Origin of the sequence: Metasolibacillus sp. FSL H7-0170, from assembly GCF_038593115.1 — a bacterium.
GTDB classification, from domain to species: domain Bacteria; phylum Bacillota; class Bacilli; order Bacillales_A; family Planococcaceae; genus Metasolibacillus; species Metasolibacillus fluoroglycofenilyticus.
On record NZ_CP151964.1, the window covers coordinates 1,773,809 to 1,798,626 of the forward strand.

The window sequence follows — 24,818 nt, forward strand, 5'->3', positions numbered from 1 at the left end:
CTACACCTCCTTTTTTCCTTGTGTTTCAATGTATTGCTTTAGGATTTCTAATGGTGCACCGCCAACAGTTAGCAAACAATAGCTTTGTGACCAGAAATATTCTTTCCATAGTTTCTGTCTGATTTTAGGAAATTCGTTTTTGATTTTTCGTGAACTAGCACTTTTAAATATATTTGCAACTTCTTCTGTTTATTTGTGATTGACCTTAGAACCTGCTATATCTAGGTAAATCTTCTTTAATCTTTCGGTAATATTTTGAGCATCATGGGTAATTAGCAGTTCTTGCACTTTTTCTTCGTTGAGAGCTATGCCAGTTAAAGCTTGCTCCATTGCGTCTTGTAATGCTTTGGCATTCTTTGATGGTACAAGCACACCCGCTCCATCTGCTAGCATATATTGCAAGCCACCCACACTCGATGCTATAACAGGTGTCCCACAGCTCATTGCCTCTAATGCAACAAGCCCTAATCCTTCGATGTAAGATGGTAGTACAAATACATCTGCTGCTTGGAAATAACGAGCTAACTCTGCTTGTGGCATTGGCTCGATAAAATGGATTTGCTTGCTTTCCACAAGCGATTTTATCTTCGCTGTAAAGCCTGTGTCCTTTGTAGAGCCAATACAGTAAAGTGCAATCTTTCCAGCATGCATTTTCTCTAGCTGTTGAAATGCAGTTACAAGCTCAAGCACGCCTTTTTCTTCAATAATATTGCCGACAAATAAAAAATTTGTACACGCACTATCCATCGCAAGGGTTTGTTGCATTTGCTGCTTGTCCGTCTGCTGAAATACGTCGCGATTAATTCCCATGCTCATAATGGATATACGACTAGCTTCAATGCCGTAATCTGCTTGTATCGTTTGCGCTAGTTCCTCGCCGACTGCAATTACATGGTCGGCATGCTGTAGAATCTTTGTAGTATAGCCTTTAATACGAGCGCTTTTCTTCGCCATTTTATTAATATCACCGCCATGTGCAGTCACAACATACGGTACATTATAGCGCTTCTTTAAGTAATAGCTAAACATGCCGCTTGGAAAAACATAATGCGCATGTGTCAAGCTGATGTTGCGTTTATTTTTGCGAAATGTTGCCAGCACATTTAAAGCCCATTTCGCATATTTTTTCAATACATTTTTTTTACCTGTTGCAGGATTATCATTTACTGCAATAAGCGTTTCAACGCCTACTGCATTTAATTGTGTTACTTGATTCTTTACAAAAACGCCATAAGCTAAATGCTCCTTTGTCGGATACATATTGCTAATAATTAACGCTTTTTTCATCGCTTTGCACCTGCCTGCAATAGCTGTAAACCAAGTGCCGACTTCTCTTTAAAGGCATCATTTGTTACCTTTGCTAGCGCTTTAGCTGCTGGCCAATCTGCCTGCAACTGATTGAATAATGTGCTGAAATAATCATCGCGGGCATGCAATGTATCGATAGCTAATGAATAGTCTCCAAGCCCGGCCATTTGTAAAAAATCATTGACCTTCACGTGATATGATACGCCAATAATCGGTGTTTTTGTGTCTGTCGCCAAAATAAGCGAATGTAGACGTGTACCAATCAATACATCAAATGTAGCTGTTAGCTCCAATATTCGCTGTGGCGGGCAATTCTCATCAATAATCGTTGTACGCTCTCCGTGCTTCATCAGCTTTTGAATATCCTTTGTTACATCTGCATCCTGTGGGTATTTCGTAGCAAAAAATGTTATTTCCACATTTTGTTCTTCAATTACACGGTCTAAATTTTTTGCCATACCCGCAATATAATTATGATATTTTTCCTCGTCGCCTGTTGGCCAGTAAGATGCATTGTAATAAGGCACAGCAGTTACACCAATTTTCTTCGGTTGCTCGCTATAGTGCTCACGCTCCACCTCTAAACTAAAGGCTGGGTCGCCAATGATATGAACATCGCATTTCACGCCAATTGATTCAAGCAATGCCTTCGATTGGGGGTCACGCACGGAAATATTTTGTGAATGCTTTGCCATATAACGAATGAACCATTTGCCAAGTCCTGTATATAAGGGACCCGCACCACAGCCATAGACAACATACGGCACTCCTGCATTTTTCGCCATCATCGCATAGGAACCATAGAGCGGAGCCTCACGTTTATATAAATCCATTAAAATACCACCGCCGCCAATCACGACAAAATCTAATCCTTTTACAATTTTCGAGTTTTCTCGATATGTTTTAATAAACGTTTTTGGCGCATTGCCGTTTTTATGATAGAGCGGATAGCTTTGAACATTATAGCGCTGTGCTGTTTGCTTCGGGTTATTACTGAATACAACGATATTTTCAGTTGGGATGCTAAAGGCTTTTTCAAGCTGACGTATAATGCTTAATAAAATTGCCTCATCTCCATTATTATCATTTCCGTAGTTACCAACAATTCCTATTTTCACTTATGCATTCATCCTTTTTAATTCAATGTCTCTAAATATATGACGCTTTTTTCTTCGCTTAGTTCTATCATTTAGTATAGCATATATGCCGTTTAAGAAAGAAAAGAAAGAAAGGCCTGCCTGACTAAAATTGTCGTAATCCCATACGCATTACATCTTGATTTTTTATGTATGGCTTGCGTTGATTTATTTGCAGTTTCTCGGATATATTTGCGACTTGCCTTGATTTATTTGCGGCTTTCTAGCTTTTGAGAGTTTTAAAAAAAAAGGGTAAGGCTGTCTGAAAGGTCTAATTTGTTTGGGCAACGCATTAAATGAAAGGTAAATATCGTTAAAACTAGTGTTCACCACATTTTCAAAGGAAGCCCCTTTATCCAAACATAAGTAAAGACGTCCAAAATACCGGCAACTGCACGGCTTTTTTGGACGCCTTCAACCTCAATCTCCTAATTTAAAGTAAAGCGTTGAACCGCCTCTTGTAGCTCTTTTGACGTTTTCTCTACATTCATTACAGCTTGTGACACATTGAATAGCTCGTTTTGCTGTGATTGCGCAGTAGCGCTTACCTCTTCTGCTGAGGCTGCCGTTTGCTCTGATATTGCAGAGATACTTTGAATGGCCATCGTTGCTTGGTTTTTATGCTCTAGCATATTTTCAAGCTGCTCTTTTAGTTTTTCAATAGCAGTTGTAAGCGACAATGTTAGCTCGCTATTATTTTTAAATGCCTGCTCTGTACTATGCACAGATGCATTTTGCCTATCTAATAATTGCGCATTGGCATCAATTACTTCCACAGTTTGTCGGGAGTTTTCTAAAATTCCCGCAACTGTTTCGCGAATAATTTCGGTTTCCTTCTTCGATTGCTCCGCTAGATTACGGACTTCCTCTGCTACAACAGCAAAGCCTTTTCCATGCTCGCCTGCCCGAGCAGCTTCTATACTTGCATTCAATGCGAGTAAATTTGTCTGTTCTGTTATCCCCTGTATTGAAGCGATAATATTATTGATATTTGAAATATCTGTCGCCAATGTATGCATTTGTTGTTGAATACGTGTATTCATGTCATTTGTTTGTGCATTATGCTCACGCAAGCTAACAACTTCATTCATTCCATTCGAAATCGTCTCTTGTGTTTGCTTTGATAGCTCGTCCATATTATTTGAAATAGAGGATAATGTATCGAGTTCATCTGATAAATCCATCATACGGTAGTTTGTTTCCTCCGTATCCTCTGATTGCTTAGATGTTCCTTGTGCAATCTCATCAATTGCCGTCGCTACCTCCACGCTAGAAGCTGTAATTTCATTAAAGGAATTCGTAACATGTGCCGTAGCATCATTCAATGTTTCCGTTGAATTTTGTACAGTTTTAATAATTTCACTAGTCTGCTCAATCATATTATTATAAGCCAGCGTCACAGTACCAATTTCATCAGGCTTAATATATTTTGGGTCAATCGTTTTTGTTAAATTACCAGATGCAGCTGCCTCCATAGATTCGCGTAAATATTTCAACGGTCGAAGCTGCTTGAAAATATACCAAATACTAATTAACGCCATTACAGAAATAATAATGACCGCAGAAATTACCGCAATCCATACGATTTGATTATATTGCTCTAAAATAACCGATTCTGGTAGGACAAATTGCACTGCCCATTTCTCCTCGATTCCCTCCAATACCATCGGCTTGAAAATCATATAGGACGTATCCTTTAATTGTTGAGAATATTCATACATACTTGCCGTTTCGCCACTTGCTATTTGTTGCTTAATAGATTCCCATGCAATTCCGCTGTATGACTCCACGTTGCCACCACTTTCCCCGAGGCTATCTGCAACAAGTTCACCAGCGTTAGAAACGATTGCTGCATAGCCTCCTATAGGTGTGTCTGCTGCAATCAATTCATTTAAAAATTCAATTGAAATATCGGCAGTTAATGCACCAAACACATTACCTCGTGAATCAATTAAAGGAACTGCAACAGTCGTCATCGGCACAATTTGTCCATTTACCTCATACGGATATGGCTCAACTAACGTCATACGCTTTTGCTCTTTCGGTATCCAATACCACTCCGATACCTGTCTATCATCTAAATCATTTAGCATCGTTATATCAATAGATTGCTCTTCCTTCCACAAATATGGAATAAAGCGACCTTGCGAATCAACATAACGCCCTGCAGATACTGCATCAACCTCAAATGAATTGCGCTCAAGTACAGCACCTGCCCCCATAATATCTTCATTATTATGTAAGTTAGACGCAATAATTTCTAATACGTCATCTCCATAAAGATCATTATTATTTCTTAAATTCTCTAATATCCCCTTGGTTGTAATTAGCGTCGTACTCGCCTTTTTAAAGCGCTCACTCATTTTTAAAGTAGATTGCTCTGCGGTTGTTAATGTTAATTTTTCAGCATCAGCGACATTTTGATTTTTAATAATAGCCCCTGTTACCAACATATAGGTAATAAATAATAAAATAAATACTCCGATAATAATAGAAGATAACTTTAATGGGATACTCTGTCTCTTCTTCATAATGCCCCCTCCTTATGTAAGCTGATGAAAATAGTAAAATAAATTAATTACTTTCCACTTATCTAGATATTACTTTTTTGTAAAAATCACCCCCTGTTAGTTTTATCGGCTGTTTGTTCAGTATATCATTAAAATTTCATGATTTATTCAAGATTTCCTCTTTTTTAATGTAATATTTGCTAAATCAAAAGAGCTGTAGGATAGTAAATCTTTCCTAACAGCTCTTTTCACATATTTTATTTTGTTATTGTTCGATATAAGAATAAGCTAAAGTGGACACGAGATACTTCTAAGCCCGGCTTGAATGTGTTATCCTCATAGCCTGTTGTAATTTTGTTTGCCGCCAATGTGTGGACAAAGTCATATGACCAGTGCTGTGTGCTCACATCTTTAAATTTAGTCGTTGTTGTGCCTTTTAAATCATAGGCCATGACTAAAATTTTCGCCATTTGTGCACGTGTTAGCTTCGCATTTGGATCAAATATCCCTTGCCCCGTACCATTCATAATTCCTGCGTTGACGATTGCTGCGATTTCCTTATAGTAAGGATGGCTTGTTGCCACATCTTTAAAGCCTGGGTTGGAAATCGACTTCGTGTCTAAATCTAACGCTCGTGTAAGCAGTACAGCTGCATGTGCGCGTGTTAATGCTTGCTCTGGCTTAAAGGAACCATCACCGTAACCGTTAATTAAACCCGCTTCTACTAAATATTGAATCTCTTTTTTATAATTATGCTTCACACTAATATCTGTAAATGGTGCTTCCTCATAATTAGACGAGTAAATTGCTTGTAGCTTATCAAAGTATAATGTACCTGCTTTTTGCTTCTCCAAAGTTGGCTGGACAATATAAATAGATTCTAGTGATATTGGCTTCGGAATGTCTTTCGGGATGTCTGCCTCAATATATTTCCAACCTGTCCACGTTTGGCCGTTTTCTTCCGTGAAGTCAATCGTATGCTTTCCACCCGCTACGTCGCGAATTTGTCCGCGCACCCAAGTGCCATTGCCATCACCATATACCCATACACCAAGTTTAATCGGCTCTGCTGGTAATTGAATTAATGAATTCAAACGTAAATATGCAGCAGCTGTTCCTTCCTTATTGCCTGTCATATCGTATGTTAACTTCATTGAATAATTGCCTTGCTTACCAATTGTTTTTGAGCTTTCTAACGTTGCTTTAGCCGTTGTTAATGCCGTTTCTACACGCCATTCATCAGACTTCTCAAAATTAGAAATAGCAAATACTTGTTGTGTAAATGTTTGTTTTACATCGATTTCCTGCGTTACTGTTTTTGTACCTAGCTTCGCGCTAACTAATGCTTTGCCAAGCTTGCCATTTGACTTAAATAGGCCTGTTTGGGAAATTGTTCCGTATTCACTATCCACAGACCATTCTAGTTGAGACGCTGCGTAAATTAAATTTTCATTGTTTTGCCCTGTTGCTGTTGCTTTTAATTGCAATGAGGCACCCGGGTCAATTGTTGTTGCAGGCGCTGAAATTTTCAGGCTTACTGGTGCATCTAATACGTTGAATGCCATTGTTTGTGCCGCATTACCGTATGTTACTGTAACACGTTCACTCCCTGCACTCACCCCTGTGAAGCTAAGTCCATCTACTGAAACGAGTCCATTTTGTGCTGTCACAGCAAAATTACTTGCATTTACTGGTAGTGGGTTGTAATGCTCATCTAATACATACTCAGGTGTCAGTTTAACACTTGCTCCTACTAATAAAGAGCCCACCTGGTCACGCGTAACTTTCATTGTTGTTGCAGTACCCGTTGCCCCTGTGCTCACTGCTTGTAAAATAGCTGATACGCGACGCTGTGAGCCACCTGATGGACTATTCGCTAATACGACTGTATTGCTGCCATATTTACGAATTCCCATCGCTGTGGAACCACCACCATCGAGGTTAATCGCTCGGTCTACGCCCAGTCGCACTAAATAATTGGCGAACTGTGTTAATGTCATCCCGTTGCTTGAACCTTGTCGTCCATCAACTGTAATAAGATGTACAGTCTTTTTATCTTTACTAATAGCAACTGCTGTACGCGGTGCTATTTCTTTTGCACGTGAACTATTCGCATCCATCGTCAAGTTCACTTTACCATCTAGCACTAATAGCGGACCACTTGCCATCATAAATTGGGCATCCATCCAACGATCATCAATCGAGAAGGTAACAGAAATATCATCACCGACTTTAATATTTCGGAATTTATCGCCCCATTTTGAACCATTAAATGATAGAACAAAGCCATTACGTGGGATTTTTGCTTTTTGCTCATCATCATAGCCACGAATTGCTGTTACTTTCCCTGCCATTGTTTGCCCAAAGCGAGTAGCACCTATTGTATTGCCTGTTTCAACAACAAATTCCATACCCTTACCACCATTTGGTGTTTGCGAGCTATGGTGCTGAGGTGTATAAATGACAGCTTGGTCTGTGCCACGCGTAACGTTCAAGCCACTTACTTTAATATCCTCACCTTTATAGTTAACAATGATATTACTATTATAGTAAGCAATTTCTGCATTGCCATTCGCTGTAATACCGAAAGCAATCGGCTGACTCACATAATTAGAGCTAGATGAAGATATAACGCTCGGTGTCACAATTGCGTTATTTTGCGATAATAAATAAAGTGGATAACCGTCTCCCATATTAAAAAAGTTAGAGTTGATTGCCCCTACTACACGATTGCCTTCCTTTGAATTACGATTTGCATGATCTGTCGTCGTCAGTAATGAGTTAATTGGTGACGGTAAGCCGACTGTTAATTTTGTATACGGATTCGACAAATCCACTTGTAAATGATTTATCTTTGATTGCGTATATGTATAATTCGAATACTTTACTCCTTGCGACAGTGGGTATGTATCATTCGTCGTTTGGAATGCATATCCGCTAGTTGCTCCTCCAAAAACAATTGAAAACATCAGCATTGCACTAAATAACCTTAAAAATATGCGTTTCATTTTTCCGCTCCAATGAAAATCGAAGCAAGTCACTTCCTCTCGTTTGATTAAATGCTTTATCTCGAATTACCCCAAATCAAGATAAGTTTTCTACTCTATTACATTAACAAATTTTTCAATGAGATTCTATTACAAACATATGTCTTTTGTTGAAGCCCATTGAAATAATTACTAGCGTAACTTTTTTAGATATCAATTACAGCTCTACTAACGCTAGTTTGGAATTTTTTGAAGATTCCTTTTCAAGGGGGCTGTCCAAAAAGCCGTGCATAGCCGGCATTTTGGACAGTAGCGATGATGTTTCGCAAAACATTGATTCATATAAGCAGGGAACGCCTCTTTTAAAAATGGGATGAACATTGACTTTAGCAGCTTTATCCTTCAGTAAAAGGGAAGCGATGAAAAAATTGATTTCAATGCAGTGTCAAAACAAAATGGACTTTTCGAACAACTCCCTGAGTTTTTCGATTTTAACATGCCCATAAAAGTGGGAAGTGCCTAAAGAACATTGCGATTGCTATGTTTTTCAGGCACTTTTATTATGATTTATTTGAAGTTGTTAGAATATATTTGCGACTTACCTATCATATGGGTGTTTCTTAAATATAACAGAGCCTCGTCCACAGTACTTTATCGATTTATTCCCCATCCTTATTCAAGTCGAGCATTGGGTATAAATGACGATTGCTTGCAAAAATGGCGAAAATCATAAAGAAGAACATCGTATACACTTTAAGTTCCCAAATATTATAGAAGAATCCGCACACACCTGTTGCAAACCATAAAGCAAACATATATTGCCCAAAAGTTGCACGGCGCTCCTTCCAAAACAGCCACACCATCAATAATAGGAAGCTGGCAAATAACAAGACGCCTAGCGCGCCTGTTTCCGCGATTACTTGAATGTATTGATTATCTGAATAGAAGTTTTTACCGCCATAAATATCTGAGCGAATATTATATTTTTCATAAATCGGTGAATCATAGCTCAATGTTGCCGAGCCGCCGAAAGTACCAAAGCCCGCCCCAGCAATTGGGTAATCCTTCAACACTTCAAAGCCTTTTTTAATATAGAAAATACGACCGCTTTCATTCATTAAAGCTAAATTATCCTCGTCTAACGTTTCAGCAAAGCGGTTGCTAATTCCGCCCCCAATATCTTCAGGTGCTACATCGTTTTCTATACCGATGCTTTGCAAATATTGCAACCCTAAATTTGTCGGTAAATAAACGAGTAGGATAGATGCAATAAGCGTAATCGCAATACTTTTTAACATTTTCCAATTGCGCGCTAGCAATATAAAGAATATAGCGAACGTAATTGAAGCAATCCATGCACCACGTGATAAAGTGAGTAGCAGCATACCTGTAAATGCTACTTGCGATACAACTAATAAATATTTGTACTGACCATCCTTATAAACAAAGCGTAAAAATACAGCGGCACAAATGGCGAAGAACATAACTAATGCTAATGAGTTCGGGTTGTTCAATAGGCCATAAATACGCACAAAGTTTGTCGATGATAATACCTTTTGCGTCCAGACTTCCGGCATCCACATCATACGCATCGATAATTTCTCCACAATCCCTTGCACAAATAGTACAATACCTGATATCACTGTAATCCATGCAAGTTTTACAAAGAAATTAGCTGGAAGCTTACTGCGGCTTAAAACGTAATATAATAGGTACATAATTAAAAATGTACGTACTTGGAATATAATAGAGCCTAGACTTACCCCATTCATATAACCAACTATTGCGCCTAAAATTAAAAATAAGAAAAATGCTAACTCAAACTTTTTAAAATGGAAAAATGTTTTGAAGTTTTTAAGGTTGAATAAAAGCAATCTTCCTAGCACAACAAATGTAATCAAATCCCCAATCAATTTCATTCCTGGGTTCAATTCAATAAAGAATGACCTAAAAATAACGTATGGGATTAATATAACTAAGCTCTGAAATGGCTTAAAGAAAGCAAATAACGTGAAAAATACAGCCGTACTTATTAACGCAATTTTAGAAGGGATAATCGTCGCTGCAATTAACACGGCAATTGCCAACGCTATTTCAAGCCACTCCTGCTTCCCAATTTTCACTGACAAATCTTTCATTATAGACATGAACCCTCTCTTTCATTTTCTCTCCTTAAGTGAAACGCGCCTTCTATGTATATGGTTGCAACTACTAACTATTATAATATAAGACGTTTCTAAGTATAATATGGTTACGCTATTATTACAACGGAATTGCGAGTGAGGCAATGATTTCTCCGTTACCATTCTACCATCGGAGATTACAATATTATTACAAACTATTTCCCTCCTATCCATCTATTAAAAATGCTGTTAAACTATTATAGATTGGAAGGAGGATCTTTTTGTGATAAAAAAAATAACAACCCTCGTCATCACTATTATTTTAGCGCTAACAGTGGTCATGCCATCTACATCTTATGCGAGTGATATTAAAGGGCATCAGATGGTAAATGAGCTGACGCATTGGGCAAACCTAGGTGTCATTTTGCCGGATAGTAAAGGAAATTATAATCCTAATCGTGCTGTAACACGTGGCGAATTTGCTGCCTATATTACACGTGCTCTTAATTTACCTGCATCAGATAAATTTCAATTTTCAGATTTAAAAGTCGGTGATTCTTTAACATTTGAAATACAAGCAGCAGCAGGCTCTGGCATTTTAGGTGGCTACCCTGATGGAACATTTAGACCAAATGAAAAAATTACGCGCCAGCATATGGCTGCAATGCTTTACAAAGCTTTGCGTTATTTGAATGTTCCACTCAAAGCAGCACCATTAACTTTTAATGATAATAATAAAATTAGCAAACAATTCCATGAGGCGGTTGCTACATCTGTTTACTATAATATCATTCGTGGTTCACACGAGAAAAAGGGTGTGTTTTTCAACCCTCAAGGTTCTGCAACAATCGCACATGCAGCAGCATTTTTATATCGTATGAACGTCACAGCACAGCAATATGGACAAGACGACACAGTGAGTCCTGAGCCACCACCTGTCGAAACGAATAATAACAGCTATTATGTAGGCACTATTTCTGACACAACTATAACAAAGCAGCCAACTGTATACGTTACATACGAACAGGCAGAGGCCGCTTATGAAGCATCAAAAAATGTTAATCTGCTTTTCCAAGGCGATAAAATTATTAAAATGAGCTCTGGCATCGCCTCTGCCGCTGATGTGGCAGCAAACACAGTAACAATCTATGGTAATAAAGACTTTACTAACGCTTTAACATATGTCGTTGAAGGCTCTGAGCTTAAATACTTTGGCAGCAATGATACGTATGCAATCGTACAAGCTGGCGATACAAAGGGCTATGCAAAAATAAGTGAAATTACGCTAACACCTACTTCACTTATTAAAGGGCGTGACTATTATTATGTACTTAACGGCATGCTATCGCACAAGCTCTACGATCATATTAAACAAGCCTATATTGGTGAATATGTAGTAGGTGAAGCACCAAGCTTTATGGCACCGGGTGTTCATTATTACGGTACAGACGGAGTGCATTTCTATAATACAAACGGACAGCTTGTTGGTAAGCATTATCAATACTTCCAATTTGCATCCTTACGCCAGCCAACGAATTACACGGCTGAAGAGCTAGATTATATGATTAATACAATTCTTGAAGAGCGTCGCACAGTTGCGCCTCGCTATGCAAATATTTTAACTGAGTCTCGCCTACTTGGACTTGGCGCATTTTTAAAAACGGTGGAACAAGAGCATCATGTCAACGCATTATTTATTTTAGCAACAGCAGTACATGAAAGTGATTATGGTATAAGCACAAACGCACTTCAGAAAAATAATATTTTTGGCATACGTGTTTTTGATGCCAATGAAGAAGCAGGTTCAACTTACGCAACGCCAAATGATAGCGTCTTAGCGTTTATTAATCAATATGTCAATAAAAACTACACACCTCAATCAGGTGGTTACGCAAAGGGCGCTGTTCCAGGTAATAAAACAACTGGTATGAATGTCCATTACGCATCAGACCCGTTTTGGGGTAGCAAAATCGCAGGTCATATGTACCGCCTAGATAATCGCTTCGGTCGGAAAGACTATAAACAAGGTCGTTTAGCTATGGTTCTTAATGATGGTAGCACTGTCAACGCACGTATGGAGCCCTCTACTTCCTCACCAATTGCCTTTACATATAAAGCGAAGGTCATTGGTGAATCAGGCGCATTCGGCTACCCTGTAGCAATTGTAGAAGAAGCAACGGGCAGCGACGGCTACATCTGGTACAAAGTCTACTCGGACGATAACCCACCAGCTGACTTCGTCTGGATTCGCTCCGACTTAGTCAAGCCTTTATAAAGCGAGCTAGCTCAATCAATAAGCCCGAACAATAAAGTGGTTCTATCAAATTGTTCGGGCTTTAAGATGCCTAAAAACAGGGTGATATTGGAGTGAAAGTAACAAAGTGAGGCTGTGTAAAAAGGTGGTAAGCAATGCCCCCTTGGAAATCTAGGACCTTGGGACACAGTAAGACCGCAAAAAGAGGCGTGAAGACTACTAATTAGGGAATCTACCTTATTAATTGGCGGGACATACGGATATATTTGCGACTTCTCGGATATATTTGCGACTTCTCGGATTTATTTGCGACTTCTCGGATTTATTTGCGACTTCTCGGATTTATTTGCGACTTCTCGGATTTATTTGCGACTTGCCCTGTTTTATTTGCGGCTTTTTACGATTTATTTGTGGCTTCTCCTGCCCTACTTATTAACGGATGATTCTTCTAAGTTACCGACGACTCTCTCCAATTCATAGCCAATTATTTAATTTTATGTACATCCTCAAAAAACCTGTAGACTTTTCAAAGTCTACAGGTTTTTATTATCGACTATAGTATTCTACAATGCCGTCATAAATCGCTTGGGCAAAAATTTCAATATATTTATCGTCTGTTAATTTACTGCGATCCTCTTCATTTGAAATGAAGCCTAGCTCAACTAAAACAGCGGGAAGTACAAGACCTTTAATGACATAATAGTCCACGCGCTTAACACCACGATTGTTCATCTTAGCTTGCTTAACAATTTGACTGTTAATTGCTGTTGCCAAAGCAAAGTCTTCCTTCTCATTATCATTCGAACTAACACTATAATAAGTTTCTGTGCCTTTAGCTGACGAGCTAGCAGAGTTTACATGAATGCTGACAAACATTTCTGCATAATTATTTTTAGCAAAATCGACACGATCCTGTAATGATGGATACGTATCTCCTACACGTGTCATCTTCACTACTGCCCCACTTGCTTCAAGCTTTGCTTTTACTAAATTCGATACTTTCAACGTGATTTCTTTTTCTTGAATTGTTTTGCCATGCGTCGTTCCTGGATCTTTACCGCCATGACCTGGGTCAATGACGATGATACGACCCGCTATTTTAGAGCCGGTTTGGTTAATAAAGCGCAAATATGTTTTATGCACATAACCTGTTGTTCCATTATATGTGATATTTGCCCAGTTACCTGAAATTGAATGTACTTCTACTAGCGTACCACGATTGATTTTGCCTAATGAGGCTGCCGAACCTGAGGCAGATGCACGAATATGCAGTCCATCCACCGTTGCACTACCAATCGTTGTTGTATTAAGCGTTGGTGGTATTATCGTTTCTGGTTCTTCAACAGACGGCTCCTCTGGTGTTGCAGGTTCCTCCGGCTCTGGATCAGGTGTTCCGACAACCGGTGGCGTTTCCTCCTCACTACTATCGTTAGGAGCTTCTGTTTCATCATCATTATTAGCTGGTGGTTCAACAGCAATTTCCTTCGTTTGTGAAATTCGTACATAGCCTGGAATGCCGTTTTTCTCTGTTAAATACCAATTACCCGTCGTGCCATAGACTTTAATCGTCGCATCGTCTGTGATTGTAGCCATTGCTTGGCTACTCACATCGCGCGCTTTATAAAGGTTGATATCTCCTAATGCTTTAACTTCCTTAATTACCTTATCCAAAGCTTGTCCATCTGCTGCTACAAGCTGTGCGTAATCTTTCGAAATATAAGCATAGCGCCCTTCATAAGCAATTTTTAACCACCCATCTGCGCCAATTTCATATAAATGGAATGTCGCTCCTGTGTTTACTTTGCCTAATATATTTGATGCGTTCGCTGAGTTGGCTGAAGAACGTATATTTAAATTATCAGTAGTCGCACGCACTTGCCCAATTGCATCGGTAACATTTGGTATCGTTACACCCTTAACAGGTAAATCCAAACGATATTTTTCATTTTTAGCACGAGCAATAAATGAGGCAAACTGTGAACGCTTCACAACCTCTGTCGCATTATACTTCGTACCTGTTGTATCACCTTTTGTAATTCCACTATAATAAATAGCTGCAATATATTTATAATAAGCATCTGTTGGCTTAATATCTGTAAATGGTACTGTCAGCTTACCATATTCCTCCGCATCCAAGTTGAAGGCACTTACAAGCACTCTACTCATTTCATCGCGCGTTAGTGGCACATTGGGACCAAATTTCCCTTGAGAGTAAGCTGAGAAATAACCTAATTCTACGGCACGCTCAACATAGCCTGATAATTCTGTTCCAACTTGAACATCAGAAAAAGATGATTTTTGAACAACTAACGGTTTGCTCCCCGTAGCTTCCACAACCATTTTTGCAACTTGTCCACGTGTAACAGGCGCATTCGGTTTAAATATTGTTTTTCCATTCTCCGTGTATCCTTTAATTACTCCTAAATCTACTAAGTAATTAACCTCTCCATACGCTCCATGTGAAGTAGGAACATCGGCGAATCGCGCATTTGCATATACATTATGTATATTAAACATTGACATTATGACGACAATTAACATCAGGCTGACTTTTTTGAAAGACAATGCCTCTTTTCCTCCCTTCTACTTTACCAATTTAATTGTAACAAAAATTTTCCTTCTGCGAAATCCAGATTTCGACTTTATTCCACCTTTTTTGTGAAAATCTTATTTCGACATACGATTTGACGGTAGTCTATCGCAAAAAGTTACAATTTAAGCAAAAAAAGCCTACCCTTCTAAAGCTTTTCATTGTAAATTCAAAGGAAAGCGACTAGATTTAGTGTTTATAACCTTTTTAAACAAATTTCTTCCTTATAATGAAACGCCCTAATAGGTAGACATTTTTCAAGCAGCCATAGCATCTTTATTAAATATCTGCTAAAAACATGTGCTCCTGCGGTTTCTCGTTGCAAAGGGTGCGTCTTAAATGACTTTTCAGACGCACCCTTTCCTCTTATTGTTGCATTGCTCGGTTAATAAACGCCTCAAGATGTGTCAATGTGACATTGTCATTTGCCGCAAATGTGCCGTCGCCTTTACCAACAGTAATGCCTGTAGATGCTAGAATAGCAACATAGTCACTTGACCAATGTGATGCAGGTACATCCGAAAATGTTGGTGCCTCACCTTGCTGCTGTAAATCAAATGCGACAACTAAAATTTTTGCTAGTTGCGCGCGTGTTACAGGAGACGCAGGATTGAATTTGCCATTTTCATCGCCTGAAAAAACACCAATTTTACTTAAAGCTGTTGCAGCACCTGCATATTTTGCTGATGGCTTTATATCTGAAAATGGAGAATTTGTATCTGATGTATCAAGATTTAATGCCTCCGCTAATTGAATTGCCACTTCCCCACGTGAAGCATAGACGGAGAAATCAATTTGTGCATTTTTAACTTCTGCTTTTGCTACTTCATTTGTTGAAAAATTTGTTACGCGCTTAGCGCCAATATAACGCTTCGCCCAATAGGATTCATTAATATTTGTTACACTTACACCTTTACCTGTTTGTGAGTGGATAAATTTTTGATCACCTATGTATATTCCTACATGTGAGATGCCTGCTCCTGATGTATTAAAAAATATTAAATCGCCTGCTTGCAAATTACTTTTGGCAACTGCTTGCCCCTGCCCATACTGAGAACCTGATGTGCGTGACAATGAAATACCTAAATCGTTAAAAACTTGACGGGTAAATCCTGAGCAATCAAAACCACTCGATGTCGTTCCCCCATATACGTATGGTGTTCCAATATATTTATAAGCCGATGACGTTAACTGGTCTACTGATGCTGCTTCTGCCTCATATGAATTTGCACCTGCAAAAATCATAAATGCTGCAAAAACAGGTAATAAAACTCGCTTTTTCAAAATAAAATATTACTCCTTTCAAATTCCCATTGGCTTTATGCCCACTTAAAAGACTATCATAGAAAACTGCGCTATAACTTTTCACTTGTGTGACAGATGACAAAATGGAAAAAAGCGCGAAATAACAGCATTTTAGCTGCCATTTCACGCTTTTTGTATTTTTCGCTCGTAATATAGATGTCGACTCCGTAAACACATTGTAATATTACACGCTATTTTTTTACATACCCGCTATTTTCAAGGGCTAAACATTTTTTATTTACTTGAAAAGAGCTGTACCCAATAATATTGACCATTAGTAGCCTGCTTAATGCCGATGCCAATATGTGTATAGCTTGATTTTAAAATATTTTCACGATGTGTAGGTGACACCATCCAAGCATCCGTAACGGCTTGCGCGCTATTATAATTGCGCGCAATATTTTCCCCAAAGCTCGTATAAGAATAATCAAATAACTCCGCCATATCCCAAGGTGCACCATAATGAGGCGATTTGTGTTCAAAATAATTACGCTCTACCATATCCTGCGCCTTAATTACCGCTAATTGTGATAAAAGCAAGTCATGCTTCACAGGGTCGAGACCATGCTCCTGCCTCAGCTTATTGACAATGGCAACGACCTCCTGAGCATCTTTCTTTTTTTCAGCTATTGTCGGTATATAGTCCCTCACAAGATAATCATAGGCAACCTCATAATTTTTAACCTTGTCTTGAAATTCCATTCCCCTTGCTGTAAAAGCAGCTAAATGAGCACGAGTTACAGGAGCTGTTGGCTCAAATTTATCCGCTGTTTTTCCCGTAATAATTTCAATATCCGCCAATGATTCAATATAATCTTTAGCCCAATAATTTTCCGGCAAATCTTTGAAAGCTGCTTTATTATAGGCATCTGTTGTAATATGAAAGGCCAGTGCAATTATTTTGGCTAGATGTGCACGCTGTAGCGGCTCATCTGGTTGGAAATATTCATTGTTTTGAATAATTTCTAGCTCAGCTAATAGACAAATTTCCATGTAATATGGGTTTGCCGATGTTACATCAACAGCTTGCAAAGAAAAATTTGTTGAAGTGTCACCACCTATTGCCCGCGCAATAATCGCTGCCGCCTCCGCCCTCGTCACTACTTCATTCGGTCTAAATGTGCCGTCTGGAAAGCCTTCCATATAGCCTAAGTTCACGAGCTTCGTAATAGCCGGTGTCGCCCAATATGTACTTGATAAATCTTTATAATAAACCTCCGCCTTCACAGGGGATTGCAAGATAATAAACAATGCCAGTAGCATAATCAGAAGCTTTTTCCTCATCCTCCCACCCCTTGAATGTAAAATTTAGGGCTATCCAAAAAGGCAGCCCTGTTTCGCAAGTTCAATGAAAATTTGAAAAGGAAAAAGTCAATTGGTATCACCATTTTTGTGACAAATCAACTCTTTCATTGCCTTCCTCCTGTGTTACCCATGTTAAGAGCCACCCATAAAAGACAAGGCTCGTCTCAATGTAGTGAAGGCAATCTTATTTTGGCAGCACATTAAAAGAAAATTTGCATTCCTTCTATCTTGTACTTAGAAAATGCCGCTAAATTCTATGTTTTTCTCGTTTTCAAAAAAGCTCGCGCCATTTTATTAAGCTAAAACACCATCACTAGCGACCAAAAAGCCGGCAACTGCACGGCTTCTTGGTCGCCCTTAGTTATAATCCTAATTCTAATTCATAACGAGTTAAGAATGTATAGTTTATTACTAATATTTTTTCTTCTGCTGTTAATCTATCATATGCCTTACGTGCCGCCTTTACTTTTGATTCAAAAGTACGCACTGTCGGGTCAATTTGGTCAATTGTTGTAATGACTTTTTGCGCATTTTTAATGCTCTTTTCAGCATTTTTCAAAATATCGTAGTTATGCACTTGTTTTTTCAATGCAGATGGCAATGCTTTGTATAAATCGCTTGCTTTTGCCACATCATCAAAATATGTGCTAGAGCTTGATGATAGGCTAGCAATCGTGCTAATGACGTTTTCTACGCCCTCAACATTTGTAATCGCCTCTTGTAGCTTATAGTAATTCGTTACGCGCATCTTTTCCTCTGGCGATAACTTCTCATATGCCGTTCGGGCTGCTTGTAAATTACCAATATAATATTTATCTGATGGCTTTAATTTTTCAATTAAATCATAAACATGCACAACACTCGCTAAATCTGTGTAATCTGCCATATTCGTCACGAACGACTGCTGCTCATTGTTTAATTTTGCTAAAGCTTTTTGAATTTTTGTTACTTGCTTAGCCATATCATTGCGCGGATTAAATAAGCCATCAATTAAATCAATCACTGTTTCAACAGGCTTAATATAGCTTTCCTCCGCTTTTAATTCATTCAGCAATGTCACACCTTTTTTATTGGCAGAGCTTAGTGAATTGTATGCCGCACGCGCCGCCTTCACATTTGCCACATAATCTTTCGGATTACTGCTCTTAATGGAGCGAATCATCTCGTCAACACGAGCGCCCCCTTGTACATTCAACTCTTGCTCTAATAAACGAGCATAGTTAGAAATTTGCGCTTTGTCGCCTGCAGATAATGCATTATAAGCCGAACGTGCCTTCGTCACATCTTCAACAAATGTTTTGCTCGATTCTTTAATAAGAGAAATTTGCTCCATCACTTTGAATATTGGCGCTAGCTCCGTTATTAAACGCTGCTCATTCGCCACAAGCGCCCGATCAGCAAAGCTTAATTTTTCGTGTGCCTTTATCGCTGATTTATACTGCGAAATAAATTTCGTGGCATTCGACGGATCCAGTGCCGCAATATTTTCTGTCAATGTCAAGACAGGCTTCACCGCTTTTTCACGCGTTGTCAAATCCTTGTAATTGCTTACAAGGCGCTGCTCATTTTTCGCTAGAGAATCATACCCCTGACGCGCTTCAATCAACTTATTAATATAATCGCTTGCGGATGGAATCGCTGCCGCAATGAGCGCCTCTACACTTTCTACAGTGCCTCTCATCGCATCGCCTTCATCTAATAAATGGGCATTAACAACCTTGCTCTGATCCCCAGTAGATAGCGCCGCATAAGCTTCCTTCGCCGCCGCTAAATCCGTCAAATAATCCTTGCTCGTCACCTTTAAATCCGCAATCATGCCGATTACTTTTGCTGATTGGACTACAGATGATAAATCCAGATAATTGAAAACATAAACGTTTTGGGCAGTTGTCAATTTATCATACGCTTTTTTAGCAGCCTCTACCTTTTTTGCGTAATCTTTAGCTGTCGCTCTCGAAGCTATCGGCAAATCAGCAATCAATTTTATGACTTTATTGGCAGCCTTATAGTTTTTCTCAATCGCTTGGAATTCAGCATAGTTTGTCACAAGATTTTTTTGCTTTACTTTTTTATATTCTGCTTTAATATCCGCGATGTCATCGCCAACTGTCTGACCCGTTTTGCCTTGTAAAGCAGTGATTTTCCCTATCACTGCTGCGGCAGTATCGATATTTCCAATCGCTGTCTCTAATTTCGATACGTATTTGTCCTCTAGCATGTCAGTCAAATCTTTATCTGCTGCAAAATTCGCTTTTAGCGCTGGATAATCTGTATTTAATAATCGCTTCACGTTCGCTTCGTAATTAGCATCTTTCGGCTTTAACGCATTGACATCTTGCATAAACGCTGCAACAGGTGCCAGCGCATCTAAGTCCGCTTTATTATGAACAAAACCTTGCATAGTAGCACCTAGACCGTCATATGCCTTTTGCGCAGATTGAATACGGCTAAGCAACGATGTTTTTGCATAATAGCTCGGCAATGCCGCAATGCTATTTGTTACTTTCAAAACAGTCGTATATTGCTTTTCCAAAGCGCTTAGCTCGCTGTAATTATAAACAAGCTTTTTCGCATTGCTGGATGTACCTGTAAATGTTGTTTCTGTCGTAGCATATTTTTCGTCGTAAAGTGAACGCGCAATGCTTATTTTATTTAGTAACTCATTTGAAGTACTCGTTTTCAAATCCTCAATCGCCGTCCCAATGCTTTTAGCTCGTGCAATATCGTACTCAGCTATTGTCAGCCTCTCGTTAGCTGCTTTTAATAAAGCTTCAAGTGCTTCTTTGTGTATGTCATCCGCCGCAATCGGAATCGCTAAAGCTGTCTCATATGCTGTCCGAGCCTCTTGCACGTTAGTTTCGTATGCTTCAACTTCCGCTTGCACCGACTTAGGTAGCTTCAAGCTGACGACTTTATCGATAACAGGCTCAAATTGCAATAAATTTACCAATACTGGATAATTCAATACATGCTGTATCGCTTCGTTCGGCTCAGCTGAATCGCCTTGTAACTTCTTATAAGAAACATCCGCCGCGCGTAGCCTCGATAAATAGCTTGTACTAAGTGTCGGCTTCAGCTCGTCAATCATTTTCACAACAGCTGCTGCGCTTTTATTATCTTGCTGGAATGCTTGCAACACTTCTAATTTTTCCACAAGCTTTTTCTGTGTTGTCGTTAGTTTATTATAGGCCTGCGTTGCTGCCTGCAATGTTGCTGGCTCCTCAATAAGGAGTGCATCGATTAACGCATCGACAGCATCCGCTGCTTCAACATCCGCTATTGCCGTTTGCAACTTATCCCCATTAAACACGCGGTATTGATGCTGCGGGTCGATTTCATTGAAGGCTGCCACAACTTTCTCTAATGCCGTCTCATCATTCCCTTCTTCTGTCGAACGATATTGCTCCACTTTTAAGCCATCAATCGCCTCAACAACAGTTAATACTTTACGTAGCTCTGCTAAATGGGGCAGTTCCAAATAGAGATCATAATCCTCACCAACTGCTACAATAGCAGCCTCTAGGTCTTTCATTTTTGATTTTAATGTGCCGACAGACGTATAATTTGTCGTCAAAATCGTTTTATAAAGCTGATCCGCCTCATCCACTGCCTTTAAAAAATTTTCGGCATTTTTCAGCAACTGATAAGCTGTTACACCATCTTCAACAAGATAGGCCGCAATGATTTTTTTCTCATTCGCATTTAAGGCGTCATAAGCGTCCTTCGCCTTCGCGATAACTTCTTTATAAGTAGCCTTATCAAGGTTTTGTAAATCGGCAACATAACCAACAATAAACGCTTGTGGCTTAACAATCTCCTTCTCGCGGTCTTCTAGCAATTTAGCATTCGTCACTGTTTTTTGCAGCAACACAATATTATCAGATGCTAAATTCCCCGCATAAACTAAGGAGCTTTTTAGCACGCTAGCTGGCGCTGTATTAAAAGCATTATTAACAGCTAACTGTGCTGCAGCTAAATCCGCTAATGCTTCATCGTAATCCTCTCTAGCTTGAGACACATCAGCTATTAATGTCGGCGATGTCAAAACAAGCTTATCAATATCCGCTTTGAGCTTTTTTAAATCCTCAATAATAGCAACATGCTTCTCGATATATTCTAGCTTCGCTTCAAGTAAATCATATTCGTCCGCTTCTAAAAGAGCTTCCTGTTCAGGAGTTAGGTTATTAAATGCAGTTCTCGCATACACAATATTCTGAGAAGTGGAATTTTCTTGTAATGTTATAAATTGCTGGAGCAATATTTCTCTTTCCGATAAATTCGCTAGTACATTAAACGGTTGCTGCTCACTTTGCTGAACGATTGGTGCTTGTTCATTTGCACTCGCTAATGTTGCAGGGGCTACTAGCAAGCTAGCAAGTACTCCAACGCGTACTTTGTTGTTCATGTCTTTATTCATCCTCTCATGCGTAAGTCGACTTAGGTTATTTATCGGTAAAAAGCATATTTTTTCAAGTGGATGATAGGAATTTGTATGCAGTTTTGCGAAACGCATGGGGATTATTCTACGTTTTTTAATGTTTATTCCACGTTTTCAGAGGTTTATTCCACATCCCTAGGTTTACCTAAGCTCTGCAAGATTTTCGTTTCTTCCCTTTGATCGCCAAGCGCTCTCTAACTTCATCAGCCTCAAACATCAACGAAAGCGTCCAAAATGTCGGCAACTGCACGGCATTTTGGACGCTCTTTTTTATAATGCGTCTGTATATAGTGGGCCTTCTGGTAAATAGTGAAGCATGTCGATTGCTTCGAGGCCGTTTTTAATTTTCATTGTGTAGCCGAATTGATTTGTTGATAAATAGCCTGCTTTTGAGGCAATCATTTCCTCTAATACGTATAAATAGGTTGGGTCAATATCCTTCCATAAACGATAGGATTGAATTAAATCCTCTAATGTTAGATGTTGGTAGTCTGTACCTGCGAATTGACCTTCCTTGTTCACACGATACCAGATATCTCCATTTGAACGAATCCATTTATCCTTTTCAATTGATAGTGCTGTTACAATGGCTGTTGCTGTTTCGAGATATTTTGCATCACCAAATTCATTATAAGCCATTAATAATATGTTCATGCCACCAAGTAAATGATTCATTGAAGTGTGAGTTGTGACATTTTGCTTAATTGGGAAATAATCTGGAATATAATAGCTATCTCTGCTAACACGGATAACATTGTTATTTGTTCTCTGAGAAACAATTAAATCTGCATAATTTCGTAGTGGCTCCTTGTAATTCGGAATTTCAAATTCAGCCCCAGAATTATAGTAGAATAATGCGATTTGCTCATTAAAACGCGTGTCAATAAATGGTGCGTGAATGTCGTACAAGCCTTGTAAATATGTGCTTGTCACTTCTGTTTCCCAATATGTTTTATCACCCTTAAATTTCTGAAGGCTAATAAAGGAATTTTTCACTAAGTTTGCAAAGTAACGATCCCCTTGCTCCTTATATAAAACAAGTGCACGATCCTCTTTTACTAACAATAAATTACGTCCGAAGCCTTGATAAGATTTTGGCATCGGCTCCGTCGTTGTAGCCATTTTATTGTAAGGTCCTTCAGCGGTATACCAATTATTGCGCTTTTTATAATTCGCTGCGGTTTCAATCATCCATTTATTCATCGCATCGTCCGTTTTAAAAAGTCGCTCATTTGAATCCATATACCACGTATCTACAATGTCCTGCCCTTGTGAATTTAGCGTATAATACGAAATTAAGTCTGTTCCTAGCCAAATGTATGACAAGGCCTCATACTCCGCTTGTAAATCACGCATATAGCTAGCGCCACCATTATCATATGTTTTCACAAGTTGCTTTGAACGATAAGCCTGTCCAACCATGCGGTCACCAGCAAGCTGGTCGTTCGTCATAAAGCGCATCATTCCTGTTGGGTAACTAGATGAATCATAGCCGAACACATCATTTGAGTTTTTAGAAATCGGGAAACGGTCATAGCGATAAAGACGGAAATTCGTTACGCCCAATTGCTTTTGAAATAAATCAACACTCACCTTAGCATTGTCAGTATTCGTTAATGTTGAAAAAACAAATTCATCCCCGTTTGTCAGCTTGCGCACCGTCACTTTTAATGTAGCATGTGAGCCAATTTTATATGAGTAAATCGTATCTGTTGCAACACCAAAATTTTCAGTTTTCGTATTTGTTAATTTAATTGGTTGCTCTGCACGCACGTATAACGGGCTTTCTCCCTTCGTCACTTGGACAAAGTTTGCTTCTTTACGGAACAATGTAAAATTCGACTGTTGTGTCGTTTCAATTGTATAGTCCTTTGCGACAATATCATTGTTCATAACGAGTGCACGATGAATCATAACAGCAAATGTCACACGATTAACGACAGCTTTCGGGTCATATGTTCCATCTTCACGCCCTGTTGTAATGCCGTGCTGCGCTAGAATTTTGACATTTTCACGATGCGCCTCGCTAATTTTATCCCAATCCTTGAATGTAATAGCCTCGCCTGTATCCTTTAAATGAAAGGCATTCACTAGTGCCGATGCCATCATTTCACGTGTTAATGGTTCGGCTACACCGAAAGTTCCATCTTTCTTGCCTTTAAAAATTCCTGCTTTATATGTAGAAAATACCCCTGCTGCAAAGCTTGATTTTTCACTTACATCTTTGAAAATCGGCTGATATGGCGCCTCTGGTAACTGTAAAGCACCCTTTAACAGATTCGTTGACTGTCCTACTGAAATCGTTAATGCCGGGCGGAACTCTCCATCTGGATAACCATTAATTGCGCCTATTTCAACAAGCTGCATCACTTCATTTTTAGCCCAAAAGCTATTTGGAATATCTGCTAGCTTTTGAGGAACAGTTACATATTGTGCCTCAACTGTAGACTGTTCTTCTAGACTTGGCGTCGTTTCTTCAGTTAGCTGCTCTTCCTCGGCGAGCTTGCCCTCTGCCTCTACTTTCTCCTCTTGCCCCTCGACTTGTTCAGGTGCCGCTGTTTCCTCTTCCACTGTGCCAATAAGTGGTTCATTATCGTTCTGCTCCTCCGCTGCATAAATAGCTGCTGGCGTCATTGCAGAGCTAACAAGCAAGAGCACAAGTAATGTAGATAGTAATTTCTTCATCTCGCTATAACTCCTTCTTTCATATGCTTCAACTTATTTTTTGCTTTAACTTTTTTATTATACATGACGAACATCCATCACGCCTCGACTAGCTTTATTCTAGATTTCCCCATCAAACCACGCATCGATAAAGCCTCCACCTCACCGCCTATAAAGGCAGAAGAAATTTAAAAGATG

At 39.2% G+C, this 24,818-nt stretch carries 11 protein-coding genes and 1 pseudogene; 1 reads left to right on the top strand and 11 read right to left on the bottom strand.

Annotated features, from left to right (window positions below; all coding sequences use genetic code 11):
• The 6 genes and pseudogenes from MHH70_RS08380 to MHH70_RS08405 form a co-directional block, all read right to left on the bottom strand.
• A pseudogene (locus MHH70_RS08380) lies at positions 1-174 on the bottom strand (transposase); the annotation flags it as partial.
• Between the two features lie 15 nt (positions 175-189).
• Entirely contained in the window at positions 190-1,287 is a 1,098-nt protein-coding gene (locus tag MHH70_RS08385; protein ID WP_342473052.1) for a glycosyltransferase, read from the bottom strand.
• Complete coding sequence (locus MHH70_RS08390; protein ID WP_107942096.1) at positions 1,284-2,426, bottom strand: polysaccharide pyruvyl transferase family protein; 1,143 nt, start codon at positions 2,424-2,426, stop codon at positions 1,284-1,286. The genes MHH70_RS08385 and MHH70_RS08390 overlap by 4 nt, the downstream gene beginning before the upstream one ends.
• A 446-nt stretch (positions 2,427-2,872) precedes the next feature.
• A complete protein-coding gene (locus tag MHH70_RS08395) occupies positions 2,873-4,975 on the bottom strand; it encodes a methyl-accepting chemotaxis protein (protein ID WP_066168418.1) in 2,103 nt (700 codons plus the stop codon).
• A 236-nt stretch (positions 4,976-5,211) separates the two neighbouring features.
• The gene (locus MHH70_RS08400; RefSeq protein ID WP_066168416.1) at positions 5,212-7,962 is read right to left on the bottom strand and encodes an S-layer homology domain-containing protein; all 2,751 of its coding nucleotides are present in this window, start codon (positions 7,960-7,962) and stop codon (positions 5,212-5,214) included.
• Between the two features lie 638 nt (positions 7,963-8,600).
• Positions 8,601-10,088, bottom strand: coding sequence for an O-antigen ligase family protein (locus MHH70_RS08405; protein WP_235615998.1), 1,488 nt, complete (start codon positions 10,086-10,088; stop codon positions 8,601-8,603).
• Positions 10,089-10,347: 259 nt separating this feature from the next.
• On the opposite strand from MHH70_RS08405, the gene MHH70_RS08410 reads away from it, so the two are divergent.
• On the top strand, positions 10,348-12,339 hold the full coding sequence (locus MHH70_RS08410; RefSeq protein ID WP_342473053.1) for an S-layer homology domain-containing protein: 1,992 nt from the start codon (positions 10,348-10,350) through the stop codon (positions 12,337-12,339).
• A 525-nt stretch (positions 12,340-12,864) separates the two neighbouring features.
• Here the strand turns inward: MHH70_RS08410 and MHH70_RS08415 are convergent.
• The 5 genes from MHH70_RS08415 to MHH70_RS08435 form a co-directional block, all read right to left on the bottom strand.
• Positions 12,865-14,883: an N-acetylmuramoyl-L-alanine amidase gene (locus tag MHH70_RS08415; protein WP_342473054.1), complete on the bottom strand. Its 2,019-nt coding sequence runs from the start codon at positions 14,881-14,883 to the stop codon at positions 12,865-12,867.
• A 391-nt stretch (positions 14,884-15,274) separates the two neighbouring features.
• Positions 15,275-16,192 carry a C40 family peptidase gene (locus MHH70_RS08420; protein WP_066168403.1) on the bottom strand — a complete coding sequence of 306 codons (918 nt, stop codon included), beginning with the start codon at positions 16,190-16,192 and terminating at the stop codon, positions 15,275-15,277.
• Between the two features lie 255 nt (positions 16,193-16,447).
• On the bottom strand, positions 16,448-17,497 hold the full coding sequence (locus MHH70_RS08425; protein WP_342473055.1) for an S-layer homology domain-containing protein: 1,050 nt from the start codon (positions 17,495-17,497) through the stop codon (positions 16,448-16,450).
• 382 nt (positions 17,498-17,879) lie between these two features.
• Positions 17,880-21,923, bottom strand: coding sequence for a hypothetical protein (locus MHH70_RS08430; RefSeq protein ID WP_342473056.1), 4,044 nt, complete (start codon positions 21,921-21,923; stop codon positions 17,880-17,882).
• A 303-nt stretch (positions 21,924-22,226) separates the two neighbouring features.
• Positions 22,227-24,641, bottom strand: a complete 2,415-nt coding sequence (locus MHH70_RS08435) for an S-layer homology domain-containing protein (protein ID WP_342473057.1) — start codon at positions 24,639-24,641, stop codon at positions 22,227-22,229.
• Between the last annotated feature and the right edge of the window lie 177 nt (positions 24,642-24,818).

Excerpts from the sequence above, each read along its gene's own strand:
- MHH70_RS08405 (WP_235615998.1), bottom strand. The coding sequence starts at position 10,088 with ATGTCTATAATGAAAGATTTGTCAGTGAAAATTGGGAAGCAGGAGTGG.
- MHH70_RS08400 (WP_066168416.1), bottom strand. The coding sequence starts at position 7,962 with ATGAAACGCATATTTTTAAGGTTATTTAGTGCAATGCTGATGTTTTCA.
- MHH70_RS08435 (WP_342473057.1), bottom strand. The coding sequence starts at position 24,641 with ATGAAGAAATTACTATCTACATTACTTGTGCTCTTGCTTGTTAGCTCT.
- MHH70_RS08430 (WP_342473056.1), bottom strand. The coding sequence starts at position 21,923 with ATGAACAACAAAGTACGCGTTGGAGTACTTGCTAGCTTGCTAGTAGCC.
- MHH70_RS08395 (WP_066168418.1), bottom strand. The coding sequence starts at position 4,975 with ATGAAGAAGAGACAGAGTATCCCATTAAAGTTATCTTCTATTATTATC.
- MHH70_RS08385 (WP_342473052.1), bottom strand. The coding sequence starts at position 1,287 with ATGAAAAAAGCGTTAATTATTAGCAATATGTATCCGACAAAGGAGCAT.
- MHH70_RS08425 (WP_342473055.1), bottom strand. The coding sequence starts at position 17,497 with ATGAGGAAAAAGCTTCTGATTATGCTACTGGCATTGTTTATTATCTTG.